The sequence below is a fragment of the Oryzobacter terrae genome, assembly GCF_042756445.1.
Taxonomy (GTDB): Bacteria; Actinomycetota; Actinomycetes; order Actinomycetales; family Dermatophilaceae; genus Oryzobacter; species Oryzobacter terrae.
Map to the genome: position 1 here is coordinate 286856 of NZ_CP170578.1, position 21129 is coordinate 307984.

Annotated in this window: 20 protein-coding genes and 1 pseudogene; 8 read left to right on the forward strand and 13 right to left on the reverse strand. The window is 73.9% G+C overall.

Annotated elements, in window-relative coordinates; genetic code table 11:
- From ACFWN3_RS01410 to ACFWN3_RS01455, 10 genes are all read right to left on the reverse strand, one after another.
- Window positions 1–327 carry a metal-sulfur cluster assembly factor gene (locus ACFWN3_RS01410; RefSeq protein WP_377642699.1) on the reverse strand — a complete coding sequence of 109 codons (327 nt, stop codon included), beginning with the start codon at window positions 325–327 and terminating at the stop codon, window positions 1–3.
- Complete coding sequence (gene sufU / locus ACFWN3_RS01415) at window positions 324–773, reverse strand: Fe-S cluster assembly sulfur transfer protein SufU (protein WP_377642701.1); 450 nt, start codon at window positions 771–773, stop codon at window positions 324–326. The genes ACFWN3_RS01410 and sufU overlap by 4 nt, the downstream gene beginning before the upstream one ends.
- Entirely contained in the window at window positions 774–2069 is a 1296-nt protein-coding gene (locus tag ACFWN3_RS01420) for a SufS family cysteine desulfurase (protein ID WP_377642703.1), read from the reverse strand. It lies immediately after the preceding gene.
- A 1-nt stretch (window position 2070) separates the two neighbouring features.
- Window positions 2071–2847, reverse strand: a complete 777-nt coding sequence (sufC, locus tag ACFWN3_RS01425) for a Fe-S cluster assembly ATPase SufC (protein ID WP_377642705.1) — start codon at window positions 2845–2847, stop codon at window positions 2071–2073.
- 3 nt (window positions 2848–2850) lie between these two features.
- Window positions 2851–3192 (reverse strand): non-heme iron oxygenase ferredoxin subunit, encoded by a 342-nt coding sequence (locus ACFWN3_RS01430; RefSeq protein ID WP_377642706.1) that lies wholly within the window; start codon window positions 3190–3192, stop codon window positions 2851–2853.
- A 58-nt stretch (window positions 3193–3250) separates the two neighbouring features.
- On the reverse strand, window positions 3251–4426 hold the full coding sequence (gene sufD, locus ACFWN3_RS01435) for a Fe-S cluster assembly protein SufD (RefSeq protein ID WP_377642708.1): 1176 nt from the start codon (window positions 4424–4426) through the stop codon (window positions 3251–3253).
- Complete coding sequence (sufB, locus tag ACFWN3_RS01440; RefSeq protein WP_377642710.1) at window positions 4426–5847, reverse strand: Fe-S cluster assembly protein SufB; 1422 nt, start codon at window positions 5845–5847, stop codon at window positions 4426–4428. The genes sufD and sufB overlap by 1 nt, the downstream gene beginning before the upstream one ends.
- The gene (locus ACFWN3_RS01445; RefSeq protein WP_377642712.1) at window positions 5844–6557 is read right to left on the reverse strand and encodes a helix-turn-helix transcriptional regulator; all 714 of its coding nucleotides are present in this window, start codon (window positions 6555–6557) and stop codon (window positions 5844–5846) included. Before ACFWN3_RS01445 ends, sufB begins: the two co-directional genes overlap by 4 nt.
- A gap of 77 nt (window positions 6558–6634) precedes the next feature.
- Complete coding sequence (pssA, locus tag ACFWN3_RS01450) at window positions 6635–7630, reverse strand: CDP-diacylglycerol--serine O-phosphatidyltransferase (RefSeq protein ID WP_377642714.1); 996 nt, start codon at window positions 7628–7630, stop codon at window positions 6635–6637.
- Window positions 7627–8298 (reverse strand): phosphatidylserine decarboxylase, encoded by a 672-nt coding sequence (locus tag ACFWN3_RS01455; protein WP_377642717.1) that lies wholly within the window; start codon window positions 8296–8298, stop codon window positions 7627–7629. The genes pssA and ACFWN3_RS01455 overlap by 4 nt, the downstream gene beginning before the upstream one ends.
- A gap of 25 nt (window positions 8299–8323) precedes the next feature.
- Between ACFWN3_RS01455 and ACFWN3_RS01460 the strand changes: the two genes are divergently transcribed.
- The 5 genes from ACFWN3_RS01460 to ACFWN3_RS01480 all read left to right on the forward strand — a co-directional run bounded on the left by ACFWN3_RS01460 (window position 8324) and on the right by ACFWN3_RS01480 (window position 12409).
- On the forward strand, window positions 8324–9034 hold the full coding sequence (locus ACFWN3_RS01460; protein ID WP_377642719.1) for an ABC transporter ATP-binding protein: 711 nt from the start codon (window positions 8324–8326) through the stop codon (window positions 9032–9034).
- The gene (locus ACFWN3_RS01465; protein ID WP_377642721.1) at window positions 9031–9774 is read left to right on the forward strand and encodes an ABC transporter permease; all 744 of its coding nucleotides are present in this window, start codon (window positions 9031–9033) and stop codon (window positions 9772–9774) included. Before ACFWN3_RS01460 ends, ACFWN3_RS01465 begins: the two co-directional genes overlap by 4 nt.
- Before the next feature lie 155 nt (window positions 9775–9929).
- Window positions 9930–11198, forward strand: a complete 1269-nt coding sequence (locus ACFWN3_RS01470; protein ID WP_377642723.1) for a glycoside hydrolase family 6 protein — start codon at window positions 9930–9932, stop codon at window positions 11196–11198.
- A gap of 66 nt (window positions 11199–11264) precedes the next feature.
- On the forward strand, window positions 11265–12182 hold the full coding sequence (locus tag ACFWN3_RS01475; RefSeq protein ID WP_377642725.1) for a heme A synthase: 918 nt from the start codon (window positions 11265–11267) through the stop codon (window positions 12180–12182).
- A gap of 5 nt (window positions 12183–12187) precedes the next feature.
- Window positions 12188–12409, forward strand: coding sequence for a hypothetical protein (locus ACFWN3_RS01480; RefSeq protein ID WP_377642726.1), 222 nt, complete (start codon window positions 12188–12190; stop codon window positions 12407–12409).
- On the opposite strand, the gene ACFWN3_RS01485 is transcribed toward ACFWN3_RS01480, so the two are convergent.
- Window positions 12406–15270 carry an AAA family ATPase gene (locus ACFWN3_RS01485; protein ID WP_377642728.1) on the reverse strand — a complete coding sequence of 955 codons (2865 nt, stop codon included), beginning with the start codon at window positions 15268–15270 and terminating at the stop codon, window positions 12406–12408. The genes ACFWN3_RS01480 and ACFWN3_RS01485 overlap by 4 nt on opposite strands.
- A gap of 38 nt (window positions 15271–15308) precedes the next feature.
- Complete coding sequence (locus tag ACFWN3_RS01490) at window positions 15309–15533, reverse strand: hypothetical protein (protein WP_377642730.1); 225 nt, start codon at window positions 15531–15533, stop codon at window positions 15309–15311.
- Between the two features lie 309 nt (window positions 15534–15842).
- On the opposite strand from ACFWN3_RS01490, the gene ACFWN3_RS01495 reads away from it, so the two are divergent.
- Complete coding sequence (locus ACFWN3_RS01495; RefSeq protein ID WP_377642732.1) at window positions 15843–16415, forward strand: ArsR/SmtB family transcription factor; 573 nt, start codon at window positions 15843–15845, stop codon at window positions 16413–16415.
- Between the two features lie 114 nt (window positions 16416–16529).
- Window positions 16530–17759, forward strand: a pseudogene (locus tag ACFWN3_RS01500) (MFS transporter); the annotation flags it as partial.
- On the opposite strand, the gene ACFWN3_RS01505 reads toward ACFWN3_RS01500, so the two are convergent.
- Complete coding sequence (locus ACFWN3_RS01505) at window positions 17752–18696, reverse strand: heme o synthase (RefSeq protein WP_377642734.1); 945 nt, start codon at window positions 18694–18696, stop codon at window positions 17752–17754. The pseudogene ACFWN3_RS01500 and the gene ACFWN3_RS01505 sit on opposite strands and share 8 nt — an antisense overlap.
- Before the next feature lie 110 nt (window positions 18697–18806).
- Here ACFWN3_RS01505 and tkt point away from each other — a divergent pair, with 110 nt between their 5' ends.
- Window positions 18807–21128, forward strand: coding sequence for a transketolase (tkt, locus tag ACFWN3_RS01510; RefSeq protein WP_377642735.1), 2322 nt, complete (start codon window positions 18807–18809; stop codon window positions 21126–21128).
- Window position 21129 lies beyond the last annotated feature (1 nt).

Genomic DNA, 21129 nt, shown 5'->3' on the forward strand with positions numbered 1-21129 from the left:
TCAGATGTTGAAACCGAGGGCGCGCAGCTGCTCGCGGCCGTCGTCGGTGATCTTGTCGGGACCCCACGGCGGCATCCAGACCCAGTTGACCCGGTACGAGGCGACGAGGCCCTCGAGGGACTGCTGCGTCTGGTCCTCGATGACGTCGGTGAGGGGGCACGCGGCCGAGGTGAGCGTCATGTCGATGACGGCGTGGTTCTGGCCATCGACGGTGATCCCGTAGACGAGACCGAGGTCGACGACGTTGATCCCGAGCTCGGGGTCGACGACGTCACGCAGGGCCTCCTCGACGTCGGCGACGTTGGCCTGGCTGCTGGTCTGGGTCATCGGTTCTTCGCTCCTTGCGCCTGGTGCAGGGCATCGGTGAAGGCCATCCACGACAGGAGGGCGCACTTGACTCGGGCGGGGTACTTCGCGACGCCGGAGAGGGCGACGCCGTCGCCGATCTGCTCCTCGTCGCCGGGGTCCTGCCCCTTGCTCGTGAGCATCGAGCGCATCGCCTCGACGGTCTCGCGGGCGTGCGAGACCGACTCGCCCGTCAGCTCCTCGGCGAGGATGGAGGCGGCGGCGACGCTGATCGAGCAGCCCATCGCGTCGTACGAGACGTCCTCGACGACGGCCTCGTCGCCGGTCCCGGTGAGGTGGACCCGCAGGGTCACCTCGTCGCCGCACGTGGGGTTGACGTGGTGGACCTCGGCCTCGAACGGGTCGCGCAGACCCGCGCGGACCGGCCGCTTGTAGTGCTCGAGGATGAGCTCTTGGTAGAGGTCCATCTACACCGCCACCTCGAGCCCGAACATCGCCGGGACGCGGTCGAGCGCCTCGAGGAGGGCGTCGACCTCGGCCGGCGTCGTGTACGCCGCGAACGACGCGCGCGAGCTGGCCTGGACGCCGAGCGCCCGGTGCAGCGGCCACGCGCAGTGGTGCCCGACACGCACGGCCACGCCGCGGTCGTCGAGGACCTGGCCGACGTCGTGGGCGTGGACGCCGTCGACGACGAACGCCACCGCTCCCCCGCGCTCGGAGAGGTCCTCGGGGCCGAGGACCGTGACCCACGACCGGGCGCGCAGGCCCTCGACGAGACGGCGGGTCAGCGCCTGCTCGTGGGCGTGGACCCGGTCGAGGCCGAGCTCGCTCAGGACGTCGCACGCGGCGGCCAGCCCGACCGCCTGGGCCGCGACCGGCACGCCGGCCTCGAACTTCTGCGGCGCCGGCGCGTAGGTGGACCCCTCCATGGTGACGGTCTCGATCATCGAGCCGCCGGTGAGGAAGACGGGCATCTCGTCGAGGAGCCCGGCGCGGCCCCAGAGGACCCCGATCCCGAGCGGCGCGAACATCTTGTGCCCCGAGAAGGCGAGGAAGTCGACGTCGAGGTCGGTGACGTCGACCGGCAGGTGCGGCACCGACTGGCACGCGTCGAGGACGACGAGCGCCCCCACCGCGTGGGCGCGCGCGACGAGCTCGTGCACCGGGTTGAGCGTCCCGAGGACGTTGGACACGTGGGTGAACGCGAAGACCTTGGTCCGCTCGGTGAGCAGCGAGTCGAGGTCGGTGAGGTCGAGCCGGCCGTCGCCGGTCAGCGGCACCCAGCGCAGGGTGGCACCGGTCCGGCGGCACGCCTCCTGCCACGGGACGAGGTTGGCGTGGTGCTCCATCTCGGTGACGAGGACCTCGTCACCGGGCCCGAGCGTGAACCGGTCGCCGCGCCCGCCGCCGCCACCGGCCGTGCCGTTGGTGAAGGCGTAGGCGACGAGGTTGATCGCCTCGGTCGCGTTGCGGGTGAAGACGACCTCGTCGGCCGCCGCACCGATGAAGCGCGCGATCGTGTCGCGGGCCGCCTCGTAGGCGTCGGTGCCCTCCTCGGAGAGCTGGTGCGCGCCGCGGTGGACCGCCGCGTTGGTGCGCTCGTAGAAGTCACGCTCGGCGTCGAGGACGCGAACGGGCTTGTGCGAGGTCGCACCCGAGTCGAGGTAGACGAGCGGGTGCCCCCCGCGCACCGTGCGCGCCAGGATGGGGAACTGGGACCGCAGGGCGGTCAGCTCCTCGTCGGTGAAGGGGGCGGCGGACATCTCAGGCCTCGACGGCAGCCGTCGCCGGCTCGGGGAGGAAGCGGTCGTAGCCCTCGGCCTCGAGGCGGTCGGCCAGCTCGGGGCCGCCCTCCTCGGCGATCCGGCCGTCGACGAAGACGTGGACGAAGTCGGGCTTGATGTAGCGCAGGATCCGCGTGTAGTGCGTGATGAGGAGGACGCCGGCGCCGGTGTTCTCCTTGGCGCGGTTGACGCCCTCGGAGACCACGCGCAGCGCGTCGACGTCGAGGCCGGAGTCGGTCTCGTCGAGGATCGCGATCTTCGGGCGGAGCAGCTCCATCTGGAGGATCTCGTGGCGCTTCTTCTCGCCGCCCGAGAAGCCCTCGTTGACGTTGCGCTCGGCGAAGGAGGGGTCCATGCGCAGGTTGGTCATGGCGCCCTTCATGTCCTTGACCCAGGTGCGCAGCTTGGGGGCCTCGCCGTCGACCGCGGTCTTCGCGGTGCGCAGGAAGTTCGACACCGAGACACCGGGGACCTCGACGGGGTACTGCATCGCGAGGAAGAGGCCGGCGCGGGCGCGCTCGTCGACCTTCATCGCCAGGACGTCCTCGCCGTCGAGCGTGACGGTGCCCGAGGTGATCGTGTACTTGGGGTGGCCGGCGACCGAGTAGGCCAGGGTCGACTTGCCGGACCCGTTGGGGCCCATGATCGCGTGGGTCTGGCCCGACTCGATGGTGAGGGTGACGCCGCGGAGGATCTCCTTGGCGCCCTCCTCGGTGTCGACGCTGACGTGCAGGTCCTTGATCTCAAGGGTGGACATGGTTCAGATCTCCTCGGACAGGGCGACGTAGACGTCGTCGCCCTCGATGCGGACGGTGTGGACGGCGATGGGGACGATGGCCGGCGGGCCCGTGGGCTCGCCGGTGCGGAGGTCGAAACGCGACCCGTGGAGCCAGCACTCGAGCGTGCAGCCGTCGAGCTCGCCCTCGGAGAGCGAGACGTTGGCGTGGCTGCACGTGTCGTCGACGCAGTGCACGGCGCCGTCGTCGGTGCGGACGACGGAGACGCGCCGGCCCTCGACCTCGGCGAGGGCGGCCCCGACGGCGGGGAGCTCGTCGAGGCGGCAGACCCGCACGAAGCCGGTGTCGGTCAGCTGCTCGCTCATCTGGGGTCCTCGCGAAGTATCTGGAGGAGCGAAGCGGGGGAAGAACTTCGTGGGGACTTCATGCGGCGCCCCCGGTGAGCTCGAGCTCGATGGCCTCCATGAGGCGGTCCTGCACCTCGGGGACGCCGATGCGGGCGACGACGCCGGCGAAGAACCCGCGGACGACGAGGCGGCGCGCCTCGTCCTCGGGGATGCCGCGCGCCATGAGGTAGAAGAGCTGCTGGTCGTCGAACCGCCCTGTCGCGGAGGCGTGCCCGGCCCCGACGATCTCGCCGGTCTCGATCTCGAGGTTCGGCACCGAGTCGGCGCGGGCGCCCTCGGTGAGGACGAGGTTGCGGTTGAGCTCGTAGGTGTCGGTGCCCTCGGCCGCCGCGCGGATGAGGACGTCGCCGACCCAGACCGTGTGCGCGGTCTCGCCCTGCAGGGCGCCCTTGTACTCGACGTTGCTCGTGCAGCGCGGGGCCTCGTGGTCGACGAAGAGCCGGTGCTCGAGGTGCTGGCCGGCGTCGGCGAAGTAGACGCCGAGGCCCTCGAAGGAGCCACCGGGGCCGGCGTACGAGGCGTTGGTGTTCATCCGCACGATGCCGCCGCCGATGGTCACGGCGATGTGCCGCACCGAGGCGTCGCGGCCGACGACGACGTCGTGCTGCGCGAGGTGGTGGCTGGCGTCGTCCCACTCCTGGACGGAGACGAGCGTGACCTCGCTCCCGTCCCCCGCGAGGACGGTGAGCAGCTCGCCGTACTCGGCGGTGCCGGCGTGCTCGAGGACGACGGTGGCCCGGGCGAAGCGACCGACCCGCACGAGGAGGTGGCCGTGGGCCGCCAGCCCCTCGCCGGTGAGCCGGAGGCGCACGGGGGCGTCGAGCTCGGCGTCGGCCGGGACGTCGACGACGAGGACGCCGTCGCTGTGGGCCGCGGTGACCGCGGCGGCGCGGTCACCGGGGGCGGGGATGCCCGCGGCGCGCGCCTCGGCGAGGCTGAGCGTCGAGGTGGTGACGCCCTCGGGCAGCTCCTCGGCGTGCCGCAGCCGGTGGCCGGTGGGCTCGTCGCGGAACAGCACCCCGAGGCGGTCGACGGGCGTGAACCGCCACTCCTCCTCGCGCCCGTGGGGCGTCGGGAAGTCGGCGACGGTGAACGACGTCGTCCGCTCGGCGCGCGACTGGTCGGGGACCATCGTCGCGGCGCTGTCGGTGTAGGCACCCGCGGAGGGGCGCTGGGGGGTCAGCAGCGACATCAGCCGACTGCTCCTTCCATCTGCAGCTCGATGAGCCGGTTGAGCTCGAGGGCGTACTCCATCGGGAGCTCCTTGGCGATCGGCTCGACGAAGCCGCGGACGATCATCGCCATGGCCTCCTCCTCCGACATGCCTCGGGACATGAGGTAGAACATCTGGTCCTCGGACACCTTGGAGACCGTGGCCTCGTGGCCCATCTGGACGTCGTCCTCGCGGATGTCGACGTAGGGGTAGGTGTCGGAGCGGGAGATCGTGTCGACGAGGAGCGCGTCGCAGACGACCGAGCTCTTCGAGCCGTGGGCGCCCTCGAGGATCTGGACGAGGCCGCGGTAGGACGTGCGGCCACCGCCACGCGCGACCGACTTGCTGACGATCGAGCTGCTCGTGTTCGGGGCGGCGTGGACCATCTTCGAGCCGGCGTCCTGGTGCTGGCCCTCGCCCGCGAAGGCGATCGACAGGGTCTCGCCGCGGGCGTGCTCGCCGAGGAGGAAGACGGCGGGGTACTTCATCGTCACCTTGGAGCCGATGTTGCCGTCGATCCACTCCATCGTCGCGCCCTCGGCGCACGTGGCGCGCTTGGTGACGAGGTTGTAGACGTTGTTCGACCAGTTCTGGATCGTCGTGTACCGGACGCGGGCGTTCTTCTTCACGACGATCTCGACGACCGCGGAGTGCAGCGAGTCGGACTTGTAGATCGGCGCGGTGCAGCCCTCGACGTAGTGCACGTACGAGCCCTCGTCGGCGATGATGAGGGTCCGCTCGAACTGCCCCATGTTCTCGGTGTTGATCCGGAAGTAGGCCTGGAGCGGGATGTCGACGTGGACGCCCGGCGGGACGTAGATGAACGAGCCGCCCGACCACACGGCGGTGTTGAGCGAGGCGAACTTGTTGTCGCCGGCGGGGATCACCGAGGTGAAGTACTCGCGGAACAGGTCCTCGTGCTCGCGCAGGCCCGTGTCGGTGTCGACGAAGATGACGCCCTTCTCCTCCAGGTCCTCGCGGATCTGGTGGTAGACGACCTCCGACTCGTACTGGGCGGCGACGCCGGCGACGAGGCGCTGCTTCTCGGCCTCGGGGATGCCGAGGCGGTCGTAGGTGTTCTTGATGTCCTCGGGCAGGTCCTCCCAGGAGGTCGCCTGCTTCTCGGTGGACTTCACGAAGTACTTGATGTTCTGGAAGTCGATGCCCGACAGGTCCGAGCCCCACGTCGGCATCGGCTTCTTGCCGAACAGGCGCAGCGACTTCAGGCGCAGGTCGAGCATCCACTGCGGCTCGTTCTTGCGCGCCGAGATGTCGCGGACGACCTCGTCGTTGAGCCCACGGCGCGCGGTCTCGCCGGCCGTGTCGCTGTCGGCCCAGCCGAAGGCGTAGGTGCCGAGGTCCTTCAGACCGGGGTTGAGCTCTTCGATGTGGCTCGTCATGACGTGGGCCTCTCGGGGGTCGTGGTCGGGGACGTGGTCGAGGTGGGGACGAAGGTCGTGCAGACGTGGTCGCCGTGGGCGAGGGTGGCGAGGCGCTGGACGTGCACCCCGAGCAGGCGGGAGAAGGCCTCGGTCTCGGCCTCGCAGAGCTCGGGGAACTCGGTGGCGACGTGCTGGACGGGGCAGTGCCCCTGACAGAGCTGAACCCCGGCGCCGGGACCGCTGTTCCCCGGCAGGCCCACGGGGCGGGCGGAGGCCGCGAAGCCGTCGGCGTTGAGGGCCTCGACGAGGGCGTCGGCCCGCTCGGCGGTGGAGTCGCCGGCGGCGTCGAGCCGGTCGGCGTAGCGCTCCTCGAGGGCCGCGACGCGCTGCTCGGCGAACGCCTTGACCGCGCTCTCGCCGACGGTGGAGCGCATGAAGCGCAGCGCCTCCCCGGCGAGGTGGTCGTAGTCGCTGACGAGGGCGCGGTGGCCGTGCTCGGTGAGGACCCACGAGCGGGCGGGGCGGCCACGACGGCGGGGGCCGGACGCCTCGCGCGCCTCGACGAGCCCGTCGGCGGCCAGGCCGTCGACGTGGCGCCGGACGGCCGTCTCGGTGAGCCCGAGCCGCTCGACGAGGCCGGCGATGCTCACCGGCCCCTCCTGGCTCACGACGCGAAGCACCCGGTCGCGGGTTCGCGACTCGAGGACGTGGACGTCGGCATTAACCACACACCCATGTTAGGTAATTGCCTGCGGACGTCAAAGGAAGGGTGACCTAACCCTCGGCACGCTCCCTCGCCGGTAGGTCAGGTCGCGGCGGGGGGCGGAGTGGAGGGCGTCGCCGGCGGGACGCCGGCGACGTCCTCGGGCGGGCAGTAGCCGTCGTCCTCGAGCTCATCGTCCTCCTCGGCGTCCTCGTCGATGGGCAGGAACACCGACGGCATCCGCGTGCGGGGGGGCGCGACGGACCCCGTCCCGAAGAGCCGCTCGCGCACCGGCGCGGACAGCACCCCGAGCGGCGCCGTGAGGACGTACCCGTAGGCGACGACGAGCGCGGTGAGCCCGGGGGCGAGGACCAGCCCCACGACGATGGCCACGGCCACCGCCGCGGTCGCCGCCCTGCTCCCCGGCGTCGTCGGCTGGAGAAGGTTGCGGAAGGAGCGGAACCGCACCGTCATCACCATGAGCAGGGCCGGGACCACGGAGACGAGCAGCGGGAACCACGCCCGCCACGGGCCCGTGCCCGGTCCCCAGTGCGGGGAGTCGAGGGCGAGGATCGTCGCCATGACGACGGCCGCCGCCCCGGGCGAGGGCAGGCCGACGAAGTAGCGCTTGTCGGCCGTCGGGTCGATCGTCACGTTGAACCGGGCCAGCCGGAACGCCGCGCACGACAGCCAGAGGAAGGCCGCGAGCCAGGCGAGGACCGGCCACTCGTCGAGGGCCCAGGTGTGGATGAGGACGGCCGGGGCGAGGCCGAAGGAGATGAGGTCGGCCAGGGAGTCGAGCTGGAGCCCGAACGGCGAGGTCGCCCCGATGAGCCGGGCGACGAAGCCGTCGGCGATGTCGAGGACGATCGAGACGGCGATGAGGGCGGCCGCGAGGGTGAAGTGCCCGCGGAACGCCAGGAGGACCGAGGACAGGCCGCTCATCATGTTGAGCGTCGTGAAGGCGCTGGGGGCCAGCAGCCTCGCCCGCTCGCGCTTGGGGAGCTGGCGCAGCGAGACGACCTTGGCGCCGGTCGGGGAGACGAGGCGCCAGCGGCCGAGGAGGCGACGACGGCCGGGTGCCGCCGGCGTGCTCACGCCCCCACCCGGACCGGGCGCGTCCAGCGGGCGATGACGGTCTCCCCCGCGACGACGCGCTGGCCCTCGCGGACGAGGAGGTCGCACTCGGGCGGGACGAAGACGTCCATCCGCGAGCCGAACTTCATCAGCCCGACGCGCTCACCGGTGGCGAGCTCGTCACCGACGGACACGCGGGTCACGACCCGGCGGGCCATGAGGCCGACGATCTGCCGGAAGTGGACCCGGCGCACCTCGTCGCCGACGACCCGCTCGACCGTGATGTCGCTGCGCTCGTTGAGGTGGGCGCTCTCGTGCTTGTACGCGGCCAGCCACTTGCCGGGCCGCTCGACGACCTCGACGACCCGGCCGCCGTAGGGCGCGCGGTTGATGTGGACGTCGAAGGCCGACAGGAAGATGCTCACCTGCTGCCACTCCCCCGCCGGGGCCACGCCGTCCTGGCCGCCGCCCGCGTACATGACCTTGCCGTCGGCCGGCGACAGGACGTCGTCGACGGGGACGGTGCGGGAGTCGGGCGTGCGGTCGGGGTCGCGGAAGAACGCCGCCACCGCGGCCGGGAGCAGCGCCAGGACCGCCGCCGTCCGGGGTCGTCCGGCGAGCAGGGCGAGGGCGGCGGGTGCGGCGGCCACCGCCGTGGCGGGGGCGGCCTCCCGGTCGATGCGTGGCATGGGCGCCAGCCTAGGATGTCCGACCATGGCCGGTGCAGTGGACGTGCGCGAGCTGCGTCGCGCGTTCGGTCCGGTCACCGCCGTCGACGGGGCCTCGTGGGGCGCGGCCGCGGGCGAGGTCACCGCCCTCCTCGGGCCCAACGGCGCCGGCAAGACGACGACGATCGAGTGCCTCGAGGGCCTGGGCCGTCCCGACTCCGGAGAGGTGCGGGTCCTCGGCGCCGACCCGTGGCGGGCCGCTGCCGACCACCGGGCCCGCGTCGGCGTCATGCTCCAGGACGGAGGGCTCCCGACGACGGTGCGCCCGCTCCGACTGCTCGAGCACCTCGCCGACCTCTATGCCGGGCCCCGCCGCGTCGACGAGCTCGTGGGCCGCCTCGGCATCGACGGCTTCGCCGGCACGACGGTGCGCCGGATGTCGGGGGGCCAGCGCCAGCGGGTGTCCCTGGCGGCCGCCCTCCTCGCCCGGCCCGACGTCGTCTTCCTCGACGAGCCGACCGCCGGGCTCGACCCGCACGCCCGGCTCGACGTGTGGGCGCTGCTGCGCGAGGAGGCCGCGCGGGGAGCGGCCGTCGTCGTCACGACCCACTCCTTCGAGGAGGCCGAGCGGATCGCCGACCGCGTCGTCATCATGGCCGCGGGCCGGGTCGTCGCCAACGGCACGCTCGCGGCCGTCCGCGGGGACCGGTCGCTGGAGGACGTCTACTTCTCCCTGACGACGGGGGTCGCGCGGTGACCGCCGCCGCGGCGCCCCGGCGCCGGGTCATGTCCCGGGCGGTGTTCGAGACGCGGACCCTGCTCGCCAACGGGGAGCAGCTGCTCGTCTCGCTCCTCCTGCCGGCGCTGGCCCTGCTCGGCCTCGCCCTCGCATCGGTCCCCGACCTCGGGCCCGGCCCCCGGGTCGACGTCGCCCTCGCCGGCACGCTCGCCCTCGCCGTCGTGTCCACGGCGTTCACCGGGCAGGCCATCGCCACCGGTTTCGACCGCCGCTCGGGCGTGCTCCGCCAGCTCGGCTCCACCCCGCTCGGCCGCGGAGGCCTCCTGGCCGGGAAGCTCCTCGCCGTCCTCGCGGTCCTCGCCGTCCAGGTGCTCGTCCTCGGCGCGCTCGCCCTGGTCCTCGGCGCCCGACCGGCCGTGGCCGGACTGCTGCCCGCGCTCGTCTCCCTCCTCGTCGGTGCCGTGGCGTTCGTGGCGCTGGGACTGCTGCTCGCGGGGGTGCTGCGGGCCGAGGCCGTCCTCGCCGTGGCCAACCTCGTCTGGGTCGTCCTCCTCGGGCTGGGGACGCTCGTCCCGACCTCCTCGCTGCCGGCCCCGCTCGACACCGTGGCGCGCCTGCTGCCGTCCGGCGCGCTCGGTGACGCGCTGCGCGCCGCCCTCGTCGACGGCGGGTGGGCGTGGGGCCCGTGGGGCGTGCTGGTCCTGTGGGGCCTGGGAGCGACCGCCGTGGCCACGCGGTCCTTCCGCTGGTCGGGCTGAGGGTCGACCGAACGGTCAGCTTTGGCGACGGAGACGGCGATCCGGTTGCGCGGCAGGAGTGGAGCACCGACTCTTGGGGGGCGCCATCGAGCCGCCCGGGGGGCGGTCGGCGCACGACACCACCGGGGCAGGGGGCTGACCCACGGAGGCACCACGTGCTCGCTCACCTCGCTCGACCGCGGCCTCGCGCTGCCGTCGTCGCCGGGTGCCTCGCCGTGCTCGCCGCCGTCCTGGGGACCGAGGCCCACCGTGCCCCGACCGCCACCGCCGCCCCCGTCCGTGGCGGGACCGCTCCCGTGATCGCCCCGGGCACCCCGCTGTGGACCAACCCGGCGAGCACCACCGCCTCCGCGGCGGCCGGCCTCACCGGACAGGCCCGGCAGGACGCCCTCGCCCTCGCCGCGTTCCCGGGGGCCACGTGGTTCACCGGCGGGACGCCGAACGAGGTCCGCTCGGAGGTCGCGTCCGTCGTGTCCCGCGCCAGGGCGGCCGGGGAGGTCCCGGTCCTCGTGGCCTACAACCTCCCCCACCGTGACTGCGGGGCCTACTCCGCCGGAGGGGCCCGGACGGCCGCCGAGTACCTCGCCTGGGTGTCGGCGTTCGCCAAGGGCATCGGGCGCGACCCGGCGGTCGTCGTCCTCGAGCCCGACGGCCTCGGCATCGTCCCGTGGTTCACCTCCGTCACCGGCGAGGAGGGCTGGTGCCGTCCCGAGGGCGCCGACCCCGCGAGGGCTGCCACCGATCGCTTCTCGGCGCTGAGCCGCGCCGTCTCCCTGCTCGACCTCCAGCGGACGTCGGTCTACCTCGACGGCACCCACTCGGGGTGGCTCTCGGTCGGTGACGTCGCCGACCGTCTGATCCGGGCGAACATCGGGGCGGCCGACGGGTTCTTCCTCAACGTGTCGAACTTCGAGACCACGGGCCGCCAGCTGCGGTTCGGGCGGTGGGTCTCGCAGTGCGTCGACCTCGTGCGGCGCGGCGGTCTCGACCCGGCGGCCTGCCCGAGCCAGTACGGTCCCGCGTCCCCCGACGACGAGTCGACGTGGGAGCGCACCGACCGCGCGTTCGCCGACCTCTACGCCGCGGCCCGGTTGACGCCGGACCCCTCGCGGATGCCCCACTTCGTCGTCGACACGAGCCGCAACGGGCGGGGCCCCTGGGTCCCGGACCCGTCGCTGTCCGATCCGGAGACCTGGTGCAACCCCGTCGGACGAGGGCTGGGGGCCCGCCCGACGACCATCACGGGCGACCCCCTCGCCGACGCGTTCCTCTGGGTGAAGGTGCCCGGGGAGTCCGACGGGCAGTGCCACCGCGGCACCGCGGGGCCGACCGACCCGGTCCGCGGGGTCGTCGACCCCGCGGCCGGGACCTGGTTCCCCGACCTGGCCCGCGAGCTCGTCGCGAACGCCTCCCCCACCCTGTGACCCGCGGTCGCGGCGGGACGTGGGGCCGCGGCGGCACGGTGCACGACGCGCCGTAGTCTTGACGCCGTGACGAGCACCCGCACCACCGTCGACGCCCCGACGGGGACTGCACCGGCCCCGCTGTGGCTCGGTCCCGTCCTCCTCGCCAACCTCGTCGCCGAGGTCGGGATCGTCGTGACCGGCGGGCTCGTGCGGGTGACCGGCAGCGGTCTGGGCTGCCCCACGTGGCCCGAGTGCGTCGAGGGGTCGATCACGCCGACCGTCGAGCAGGCGGAGGGGATCCACAAGTACATCGAGTTCGGCAACCGGACCCTCACGGGGGTCCTCGGCCTCCTCGCGCTCGCGACCGTCGTCGTCGTCTTCCTCTGGGCCGCGCGGCGGCCGATGAAGGTCGCCGCGGTGGGGGTCCTCGTCGGGGTCCTCGTCCAGGCGGTCCTCGGCGGCATCACCGTCCTCGCGGGCCTGAACCCCGCCACGGTCGCGGCGCACTTCCTCGTCTCGATGCTCCTCGTCGCGGCGTCGGCCTACCTGTGGTTCGCCCGCGCCGAGTCCGACGCCCCCCGGCGCCCGCTCGTCCCGGCCCTCGTCGGGCGGCTGGCCTGGGTGACGAGCGCGGTCGGCGGCGTCGTCCTCCTGCTCGGCACCCTCGTCACCGGCTCCGGCCCGCACTCGGGCGACGCCGAGGAGCCGGCCCGCCTCGGTCTCGACGCCCGCACCATCTCGTGGGTCCACGCCGACGTCGTCATGCTCTTCCTCGGTCTCGTCGTCGCCACCTGGCTCGCGGCCCGGCTCACGAGCACCGACCACCCGGGTCCCGGGCGCGCGTGGCTCGTCGTCCTCGGGGTCACCCTCGCGCAGGGCGCCGTCGGCTACGTCCAGTACTTCACCGGACTGCCCGAGGCCCTCGTCGTCGCGCACATGCTCGGCGCGACCCTCCTCGTCGTCGCCCTCACCCGGGGGCAGCTGGCCCTGCGGGAGCGCTGATCCGGGTGCCCGGGCCCACCGGCTTCGAGTTCACCCGCCGGGGCGACGACGTCGTCATCACCCACCACGGCGGACGGGCGACCGTGCTCCGGGGGGCGAGGGCGGCGGCCTTCCTCGAGGACGTCGAGCGTGGCGACCCGCAGGAGCTGATGGCCCGGGTCACCGGCAACTACCGGCGCGGCAACGAGCGCCGGGCCCGCAACCACCCGCGCAACGCCGGGCGCTAGCCCTCGAGCAGCCCGTCGGCACGGGCGACCGCCACGGCCTCGCCACGGGAGGCGACGCCGAGCTTGGCGAGGATGTTCGACACGTGGACGCTGGCCGTCTTCGTGCTGATGAAGAGGGCCCGCCCGATCTCGCCGTTCGACCGCCCCTCGGCGAGGAGCGCGAGCACCTCCGCCTCGCGGGCGGTGAGGCCGGTGGCCGCCGCGGGACGGTCGACGCGGTCGAGCGCGTCGAGGAGCGGACGCGCTCGGAGGGCGCGCGCCGCGTCGCGGGCGAGGTCGAGGACCTCGGTGGCGCCCCGGTCGCCGCAGGCCGCGAGCACCTCGGCCAGCCGCTGCCGCGAGCGCGCGACCTCGTAGGGCTCGGCCCGCTCCTCGAACAGGGCCACGGCCTCTCGCCAGGCGCCGACGAGGTCCTCGGGCGGGATGTCGTCGCCGCCGGCCCAGCGCACCCGCAGCCACTCGGCCCGGGCCCGCGCCTCCCACGCCCGGCCCTCGAGCGTCGGCGTCGGCAGGGTGGACCCGGGTCCCCAGACGGCCTCGGCGGCCTCGCGCAGGCCGTCGGCCCGTGCCAGCCCGGCCTCGCGCCGTGCCGGGGACGCGCCGCGGACCGCACCGGCGAGGTGGCCGAGGGCGACGGCGGCCAGCCGGACCTCGACCGCCACCCGGCCGATGCCCCAGAGCTCGCGGAGGAAGCCGACGACCTCGTCGTGGAGCGCGAGCATACCGTCGACGTCGCCGTCACGGCCCAGGGCCTCGACGGCCGCCGACCCCGACTGGACCGCGATCCGCCCGTCCTCGCCCCACCACGGGCGAGAGGCGGCGAGCAGCTCGTCGGCGGTGGCCGTCCCGCGGGCGGCGCGCACGCAGGCGGCAGCGGCCTCGACACCGGCGAGGGCCGAGGAGGACAGGCCGCTGGTCGCGGCGTCGTCGGCGAGCTCGAGCGCGCGGTCCCAGTCGCCCATCTCGTAGGCGGTCGTCACGGCGAACGACCGGGCGTCGCTCCCCCACACCGACGAAGCGAGCCCGACCCGGCGGGCCTCGGCCACGGTGCGCTCGAACCCGGCGAGGGCGGCGTCGAACTGGCCCTGCCGGTAGTGGACCCCGGCGAGGACGTGCATGGCCCGCAGGAGCGCGAGGTCGGGGACGTCGCGCCACTCGGCGACGACGCCCTCGAGCCGGCGGATCGACTCGACGGGGTCGCCGGCGACCTCGCTGAGGCGGGCGAGGATGGAGGACAGGTCGGTGCGGTCGACGCTGAGGTCGTGCTCGACGGCCAGGGCCATCGCCTCGTCGGCGACCTCGAGCGCCTCGGTCGTGGCGTCGGAGTCCATGAGGGCCTCGGCGCGGCGGGTCAGCACCCCGACCCGCAGGCCGACGGGGGCGTCGTCGTCGATCAGCTCGAGGGCCTCGGCCGTGAGGGCCAGCCGGTCGACGCGCTCCTCGGTCATCCGTGACGCGAACGCGATCCCACCGAGGAGGGCGGCGCGCTCGTACGGCGTGGGCTCGCCGGTGGCGAGCCGGGCGCGGAGCAGGGCCGCGGCCCGCATCGGGCGCCCTGCGGCGTTGGCGGCGGCGGCGGCCCTGAGGGTCAGCTCGTGGCCCTCGCGCGGGTCGGTGGGGCCGGGTCCGAGGAGGCCGAGGGCGGCCTCGTAGTGGGCGAGGGCCTCGGCCGGACCGCCCATCCGGCGGGCGCTGTCGCCGGCCCGCACGGCCGCGGTGAGGGCGAGCTCGCGGTCACCGGAGGCGAGGGCGTGGCGCGCGAGGTCGGCCTCGCTGCCGAGGGACGGGTCGTCGAGGAGGGCGTCGGCGCAGGCCCGGTGGAGCTGGAGGCGCTCGTGCGGCAGGAGGTCGTCGAGGACGGCCTCGGCGAGCAGGGCGTGCCGGAACTCGTAGCCGCGGTCGCCCCACGGCTCGAGGACGTGGTGCTCGACCGCCGCGCGCAGGGCGTCGCGCAGGACGGCGGGCTCCACCGCGGCGACGCGTTCGAGGAGGACGTGTGGCACCCGGCGCCCGACGACGGCAGCCACCCGCACCACGCCCTGGGCCGCGTCGGTGAGCTGGTCGACGCGGGCGAGGAGGAGGCGCTGGAGGTCCTCGGCGTCGCGGGCCCCGGAGCGGACCGCCGCGGCGAGCTCCTCGGCGAAGAAGGCGTTGCCCTCGGCCCGGCGGACGAGGTCGTCGACGACGCGCGGGGACAGGGCCTCACCCCCGCGCCGGACGATGCGCCCCACGGCGGCGTCGGGCAGCGGGCCCAGGTCGACGCGGGTGAGGCCGGGCAGGCGCGACCACACGGCGAGGGCCGCCGACAGCGGGTGGCGGCGGTGGACGTCGTCGCTCCGGTAGGTGGCGAGGAGGCCGACGCCGTCGGGCCCGCCGCGGGTGAAGAGGAGGGTCAGCAGCTCGCGGGTCGACTCGTCGGCCCAGTGGACGTCCTCGACGACGAGGAGGACGGGACCGCGCCGGCCGAGGTCGGTGAGGGCGCCGTGGACGGCCTCGACGAGGTCGGCCCGGACGGCGTCGCCCCGGGCGCCGGCGGCGAGCCGGGGCACGAGCGGCACCAGGCCCGGGTGGGCCTCGACGAGGTCGTCGACGAGCGCGCGCTCGCGGGCGTCGAGCCCGGCGAACACCTCGACGAAGGGCAGGTACGGCAGGCTCGTGCCGACCTCGCCGACGCAGTGGCCGACGAGGACGCGGCGGTCGGCGGCCCGGGCGACGAGCCGCCCGACGAGGGCGGTCTTCCCGATGCCGGCGTCGCCGCCGACGAGGACCGCGCCGCCCTCGCCGTCGGTGCCGAGCGCGGCCGAGACGCGCTCGACCTCCTCGTCGCGACCGACGAGCTCGATGACGGGACGGGGCGGCACGGCCCCGATCATGGCACCAGCCACCGTCGCGACGGCGCTCACGGGTGCCGGGGGCGGCGGGTCGCCGCCGCGGTCGCCGTCCTCGTGGAGGTCGGGCGCGGTCCGCGGGAGCGGACGAGCCGGGCCACGACCGCGGCGAACGGGTGGACCCCGAGGCCGACGGGGGCCGGCTCGTGGTGGCGGCCGTCGCGGTGGACGCCGGCGAGCTCGAGGCGGCGCTCGACCTCGGCGGTGATGAACAGCGGGTCTGCGTGGATGCTCATGGTCTTCTCCTTGGTCGTCCCGGGCCTGTCCCGGCGACTGCATCCACCGTCGTCCTCTGAGGTGGCCCCCCACATCGGGCGCCTGCCGTATCTCTCGTCCGACCGCGTCCTCTGAGGTACCTCACTCCGGGCGCCGCCGCCCCGCCCGGCCGTGTCGCCGCCCGCACCTCGCCGAGCACCCACGAACCGCCGAATGTCACCGAACCTCCGCCGCGGCCCCCGATATCGGGCGACACGGCGGAGGTTCGGTGACCATTGCGACCCACAATGACTCTTGTGCAAGCAGCGTTGTGCATCTACCGTGGAGCCATGACGAAGCCCGAGGTGCGCACCCTGCGCGACGCCCGCTCCCTCACCGCCCTGGCCCACCCGTTCCGGGCCCGGATGATGGACGCCCTCAAGGTCGACGGCCCCTCCACGGCCTCGATGCTCGCGGCCCGCACGGGCCAGGCGGTGGGGAACGCCAGCCACCACCTCAAGGTCCTCGCCGAGGCGGGCCTGGTCGAGGAGGCGCCCGAGCTGGCCCGCGACCGGAGGGAACGCTGGTGGCGCCTCGTGAGCGCCGGCACCCGGTGGAGCAGCCTCGAGCTCGAGGACGACCCCGCCGCCGGGGCCGCCGCCCGCGAGGCCGAGGCCCTCGGGCTGCGCCGCCAGGTCGAGCGCGTCCAGGCCTGGATGGCCAACGCCGACTCCGACCCCCAGTGGGAGGACGCCGCCTTCGCCACCCAGCACTGGATGCGCGTCACCCCCGAGGAACTGCGCGAGGTCGCCGAGGAGGTCGTGGCCGTCCTCATGCGCTGGTCGCAGCGCGAGGTGCCCGACGACGGCGCCGAGCGCGAGCCGGTCCACGTCTTCGCCCGGGGGTTCCCGTGCCAGCCGTGACCCCCTCGACCCGATCGACCGAGCCCGCGCACCCGACCGCGTCGGCCTCGCCAGCCACGTCGTCCGGCTCGCCCGCCACCTCCGGGACCCCCTCCCCTCCCCCGCAACACCGGGTTCCGGCTGCTCTGGGCCGGCGAGGGCGTCAGCGTCCTCGGGGCGATGACGACCACCGTCGTGGTGCCCCTCCTCGCGGTGACGACGTTCGACGCCGGCCCGGCCTGGATGGGCGTGCTGTCGGCCGCGGCCTGGCTGCCCTGGCTGCTCGTCGGCCTCCCGGCCGGTGCCTGGGTCGACCGCCTCGACCACCGGCGGGTCATGATCGCGGCCGACCTCGCCGCCGCGGCGAGCACGGCCTCGGTCCCCGTCGCATGGGCCCTCGGCGCCCTCACCCTCCCCCACCTCGTCGTCGCGGCCCTGCTCACCGGGACCTGCGCGGTGTTCTTCCGCACCGCCTACGGGGCGATCGTCCCGCGGATCGTGCGCGACGACGACCTCGACGCCGCCAACGGGCGCCTCTACGGCACCGAGTCGGCGATGCAGGTGGCCGGGCCCGGTCTCGGCGGCCTCCTCGTCCAGCTCGTCGGCGGCGCGATGTCGCTGCTCGCCGACACCGTGAGCTTCCTCGTCTCGGCGATCTGCCTCTGGCGCATCCCGGCCCGCGGACTGCGCACCATCGAGCGGCCTCCGGCCCGGAGCCTGCGCCGCGACGTCGCCGAGGGCGTGCGCGTCGTCGCGCACGACCGGTACCTGCGCTTCTTCACCGTCCAGGGCGCCCTGTCGAACTTCGCCCTCACCGGCTACGGCGCCCTCCTCGTGCTGCACCTCGTGCGCGACCTCGACGCCTCCCCCGGCACCGTCGGCGCCGTCATGGCGCTCGGCAGCGTCGGCGGCCTCCTCGGCGCGCTGGCCGCGACCCGGGTGGCGGCCCGCACGGGATCGGCCCGCGCCATGCGCTGGTTCCAGGTCCTCGGCGGGCCCACGGCGCTCCTCGTCGCCGCCGGGTCACCGGGCGTCGGCATCGCCCTGGTCCCGCTCGGCGTGGCCCTCGTCGGCGTCGGCGTCGTCGGCGCCAACGTCATCCGCTCGGCGTTCCGCCAGCGCTGGGTGCCCGCGCACCTGCTCGGCCGCACGATGTCGGCGAGCTCGGTCGTCAACTTCGGGACGATGCCGTTCGCGGGTCTCGCCGCGGGCTGGCTCGGGGAGCACCTCGGCATCCGCGCGACGATCCTCGCGATGGCGGTGCTCCACTCCCTCGTGTCGTTGTCGGTGTTCCTCGGCCCCTACGCCCGCGGTCGCGACCTGCCCACGGGGCGGATGCCGCTCGAGGACGGCGCCGTCAGCTGACCGGCAGGTGGAGCAGCGGGTCGACGGCGACGGCGAGGAAGACGACCGTCACGTAGGTGATCGAGTAGTGGAACAGCCGCATCGGCTTGAGCGCCTGGCCCGTGACCCCGCGGCCGGCTGCCCGCAGGAGGCGGTGCGCCTCGGCGAGGAAGACCGCACCGGCGAGCACCGACGTCGCGGTGTAGACCCAGCCCATCGTCGCGACCGGGACGAGGACGAGGGACACCGCGACCATGAGCCACGAGTAGAGGACGATCTGCCGGCCGACGGCGACCGGCCCCTTCTCGACGGGGAGCATCGGGACGCCCGCGGCGGAGTAGTCGTCGCGGAAGGCCATCGAGAGCGGCCAGTAGTGCGGCGGGGTCCAGAAGAAGATGACGAGGAAGAGGACGACGGCCGCCCATCCCACGGTGCCCGTGACGGCCGACCACCCGATGAGCGTCGGCATGCACCCGGCGATGCCGCCCCACACGATGTTCTGCGACGTGCGGCGTTTGAGCAGGACCGTGTACCCGACGGCGTAGAGGGCGATCGCGACGAGCGAGAGCACGGCCGACAGGACGTTGACGACGAGGGCGAACCACACCGTCGACACCATCGTCAGGACCGCCCCGAAGAGCAGTCCGTTGCGCGGGGAGACCTCGCCGGTGACCATCGGCCGGTTGCTCGTGCGGTGCATGAGGCGGTCGATGTCGCGGTCGTAGACGGAGTTGAAGGTGTTGGCCGCACCGGCGCTCAGCGTCCCGCCGACGAGGGTGGCGAGAACGAGCCAGAGAGAAGGGACTCCGCGCTCGGCGAGGAACATCACCGGGACCGTCGTCACGAGCAGCAGCTCGATGATGCGCGGCTTGGTGAGAGCGAGGTACGCCGCCGCCTTGCCCCGTCGTCGAGGCCCGGAGACCGTGCTCGGGTCGGTCGCGATCGGGGTGGTGGCCACGTCGTCCTTCGGGTCGGCCGGGAGGGTGCGCGGCGATTCTATCCTCCGCCCCCCGAGCACCCCGAACCGCCGGGTCGCACCAGACACTAGGGTGGTCAGCGGACCGTTCCATGGCGTGCACCACCCCTGTGAGAGAGGCACCAGTGAGCACGAAGACCACCACCAGCCGCACCGCGAAGAAGGCCCCGGGACGGAGCACCGCGATCGCTCGTCCGAAGGCCCGCAGGGCGGGCTGGACCGAGCACGACGTGCGCGCGGTCGACACCGTGCGCGTCCTCGCCGCCGACGCCGTACAGAAGGCCGGCAACGGCCACCCCGGCACCGCGATGAGCCTGGCGCCCGCGGCCTACCTCCTCTTCCAGAACGTCATGACGCACGACCCGTCCGACCCCGCCTGGCTCGGTCGCGACCGCTTCGTCCTGTCGTGCGGGCACTCCTCGCTCACCCAGTACATCCAGCTGTACCTCAGCGGCTACGGGCTCGAGCTCGACGACCTCAGGTCGCTGCGCACGTGGGGCTCCCTGACCCCCGGCCACCCCGAGGTCCACCACACCAAGGGTGTCGAGATCACCACCGGCCCGCTCGGGTCCGGCCTCGCCTCGGCCGTCGGCATGGCGATGGCGCAGCGCCGCCAGCGCGGCCTCCTCGACCCCGACGCCAAGCCCGGCACCTCGCCGTTCGACCACCACGTGTGGGTCCTCGCCTCCGACGGCGACCTCATGGAGGGCGTGGCCTCCGAGGCCTCCTCGCTCGCCGGCCACCAGGAGCTCGGGAACCTCACCGTCGTCTACGACGCGAACCAGATCTCCATCGAGGACGACACCGACATCTCCTTCAGCGAGGACGTCGCGATGCGCTACGAGGCCTACGGCTGGGAGGTCATCGACGTCGACTGGCGCCAGTCCGACGACCCCGCCGGGACACCGGGCTACGTCGAGGACGTCGACGCCCTCCTCGCCGCCCTCGAGAAGAGCCGGAAGTCGCGCACCAGGCCCACCCTCGTCCGCCTCCACACCGTCATCGCCTGGCCCGCCCCCAACGCCCGCGGCACCGGCAAGTCGCACGGCTCGGCGCTCGGCGAGGCCGAGATCGCGGCCACCAAGGAGCTGCTCGGCTTCGACCCGAAGAAGACCTTCGAGGTCGACAAGGACGCCCTCAAGCGCGCCCGCGAGGTGAGGACCCGGGGCAAGGCCGCCCACAAGGCGTGGGACAAGACGTACGCCGCGTGGCGCAAGGCCAACCCCGACCGCGCCACCCTCCTCGACCGCCTCGTCGACGGCACGCTCCCCGACGGCTTCGAGAAGTCCCTGCCGGTGTTCGAGACCGACGCCAAGGGCATCGCCACGCGCGCGGCCTCCGGCAAGGTGCTGGGCGCCCTGGCCCCCGTGCTGCCCGAGCTGTGGGGTGGCTCCGCCGACCTCGCCGAGTCGAACAACACGACGATGGGCGGCGAGCCCTCGTTCATCCCCAAGGGCAAGCAGACCCACGAGTGGAAGGGCGGCCCCTACGGACGCACCCTGCACTTCGGGATCCGCGAGAACGCGATGGGCATGATCCTCAACGGGATCGCCCTCGAGGGGCTCACCCGCCCCTACGGCGGCACCTTCCTCGTCTTCTCCGACTACATGCGACCGGCCGTGCGGCTCGCGGCGATCCAGCAGGTGCCCGTCACCTTCGTGTGGACCCACGACTCCATCGGCCTCGGCGAGGACGGCCCCACCCACCAGCCGGTCGAGCACCTCGCCGCGCTGCGCGCCATGCCGGGCCTCGACGTCGTCCGCCCGGCCGACGCCAACGAGACCGCCCAGGCGTGGGCCGAGGTCCTGCGCCGCGGCCGCCCCGCCGGCCTGGCCCTGTCGCGCCAGCCGCTGCCCACCGTCGACCGCACCGAGCACGGCAAGGCCTCCGGTGTCGCGAAGGGCGCCTACGTCCTCATCGACTCGGGCACGGCCGGCGACCCCGACGTCGTCCTCATCGCGACCGGGTCCGAGGTGCCCCTGGCCCTCGAGGCACGGTTGCGCCTCGAGAAGTCGGGTATCGGGACCCGTGTGGTGTCCATGCCGTGCCGGGAATGGTTCGAGGAGCAGCCGCGCTCCTACCAGAACAAGGTCCTGCCGCCCTCCGTGCGTGCTCGCGTCAGCGTCGAGGCGGGCGTCGCGATGGGGTGGCACGACCTCGTCGGTGACTCGGGACGGTGCATCAGCATCGAGCACTTCGGTGCCTCGGCCGATGCGGCAACCCTGTTCCGCGAGTTCGGGTTCACGCCCGAGGCGGTCGTCAAGGCGGCCAAGGACTCCCTCGGCGCCGCCAGGAAGGCCGGTCAGGTCCCCTCGGTGAACGAGACCGCGCCGCGGGCTCGCAAGGACACCGGTACCGACGTCCGGACGACGAAGGCGCCGAGCCGCAAGAGCGCGGCCTCGGCCGGGAAGTAGG

What these genes read in the sequence shown, in the direction of transcription:
- ACFWN3_RS01495 (WP_377642732.1), top strand. Translation starts at nt 15,843, where the DNA reads ATGACGAAGCCCGAGGTGCGCACCCTGCGCGACGCCCGCTCCCTCACC.
- ACFWN3_RS01490 (WP_377642730.1), bottom strand. Translation starts at nt 15,533, where the DNA reads ATGAGCATCCACGCAGACCCGCTGTTCATCACCGCCGAGGTCGAGCGC.
- sufB (WP_377642710.1), bottom strand. Translation starts at nt 5,847, where the DNA reads ATGACGAGCCACATCGAAGAGCTCAACCCCGGTCTGAAGGACCTCGGC.
- sufU (WP_377642701.1), bottom strand. Translation starts at nt 773, where the DNA reads ATGGACCTCTACCAAGAGCTCATCCTCGAGCACTACAAGCGGCCGGTC.
- ACFWN3_RS01420 (WP_377642703.1), bottom strand. Translation starts at nt 2,069, where the DNA reads ATGTCCGCCGCCCCCTTCACCGACGAGGAGCTGACCGCCCTGCGGTCC.
- sufD (WP_377642708.1), bottom strand. Translation starts at nt 4,426, where the DNA reads ATGTCGCTGCTGACCCCCCAGCGCCCCTCCGCGGGTGCCTACACCGAC.
- ACFWN3_RS01410 (WP_377642699.1), bottom strand. Translation starts at nt 327, where the DNA reads ATGACCCAGACCAGCAGCCAGGCCAACGTCGCCGACGTCGAGGAGGCC.
- tkt (WP_377642735.1), top strand. Translation starts at nt 18,807, where the DNA reads ATGGCGTGCACCACCCCTGTGAGAGAGGCACCAGTGAGCACGAAGACC.
- ACFWN3_RS01455 (WP_377642717.1), bottom strand. Translation starts at nt 8,298, where the DNA reads ATGCCACGCATCGACCGGGAGGCCGCCCCCGCCACGGCGGTGGCCGCC.
- ACFWN3_RS01430 (WP_377642706.1), bottom strand. Translation starts at nt 3,192, where the DNA reads ATGAGCGAGCAGCTGACCGACACCGGCTTCGTGCGGGTCTGCCGCCTC.
- ACFWN3_RS01460 (WP_377642719.1), top strand. Translation starts at nt 8,324, where the DNA reads ATGGCCGGTGCAGTGGACGTGCGCGAGCTGCGTCGCGCGTTCGGTCCG.
- sufC (WP_377642705.1), bottom strand. Translation starts at nt 2,847, where the DNA reads ATGTCCACCCTTGAGATCAAGGACCTGCACGTCAGCGTCGACACCGAG.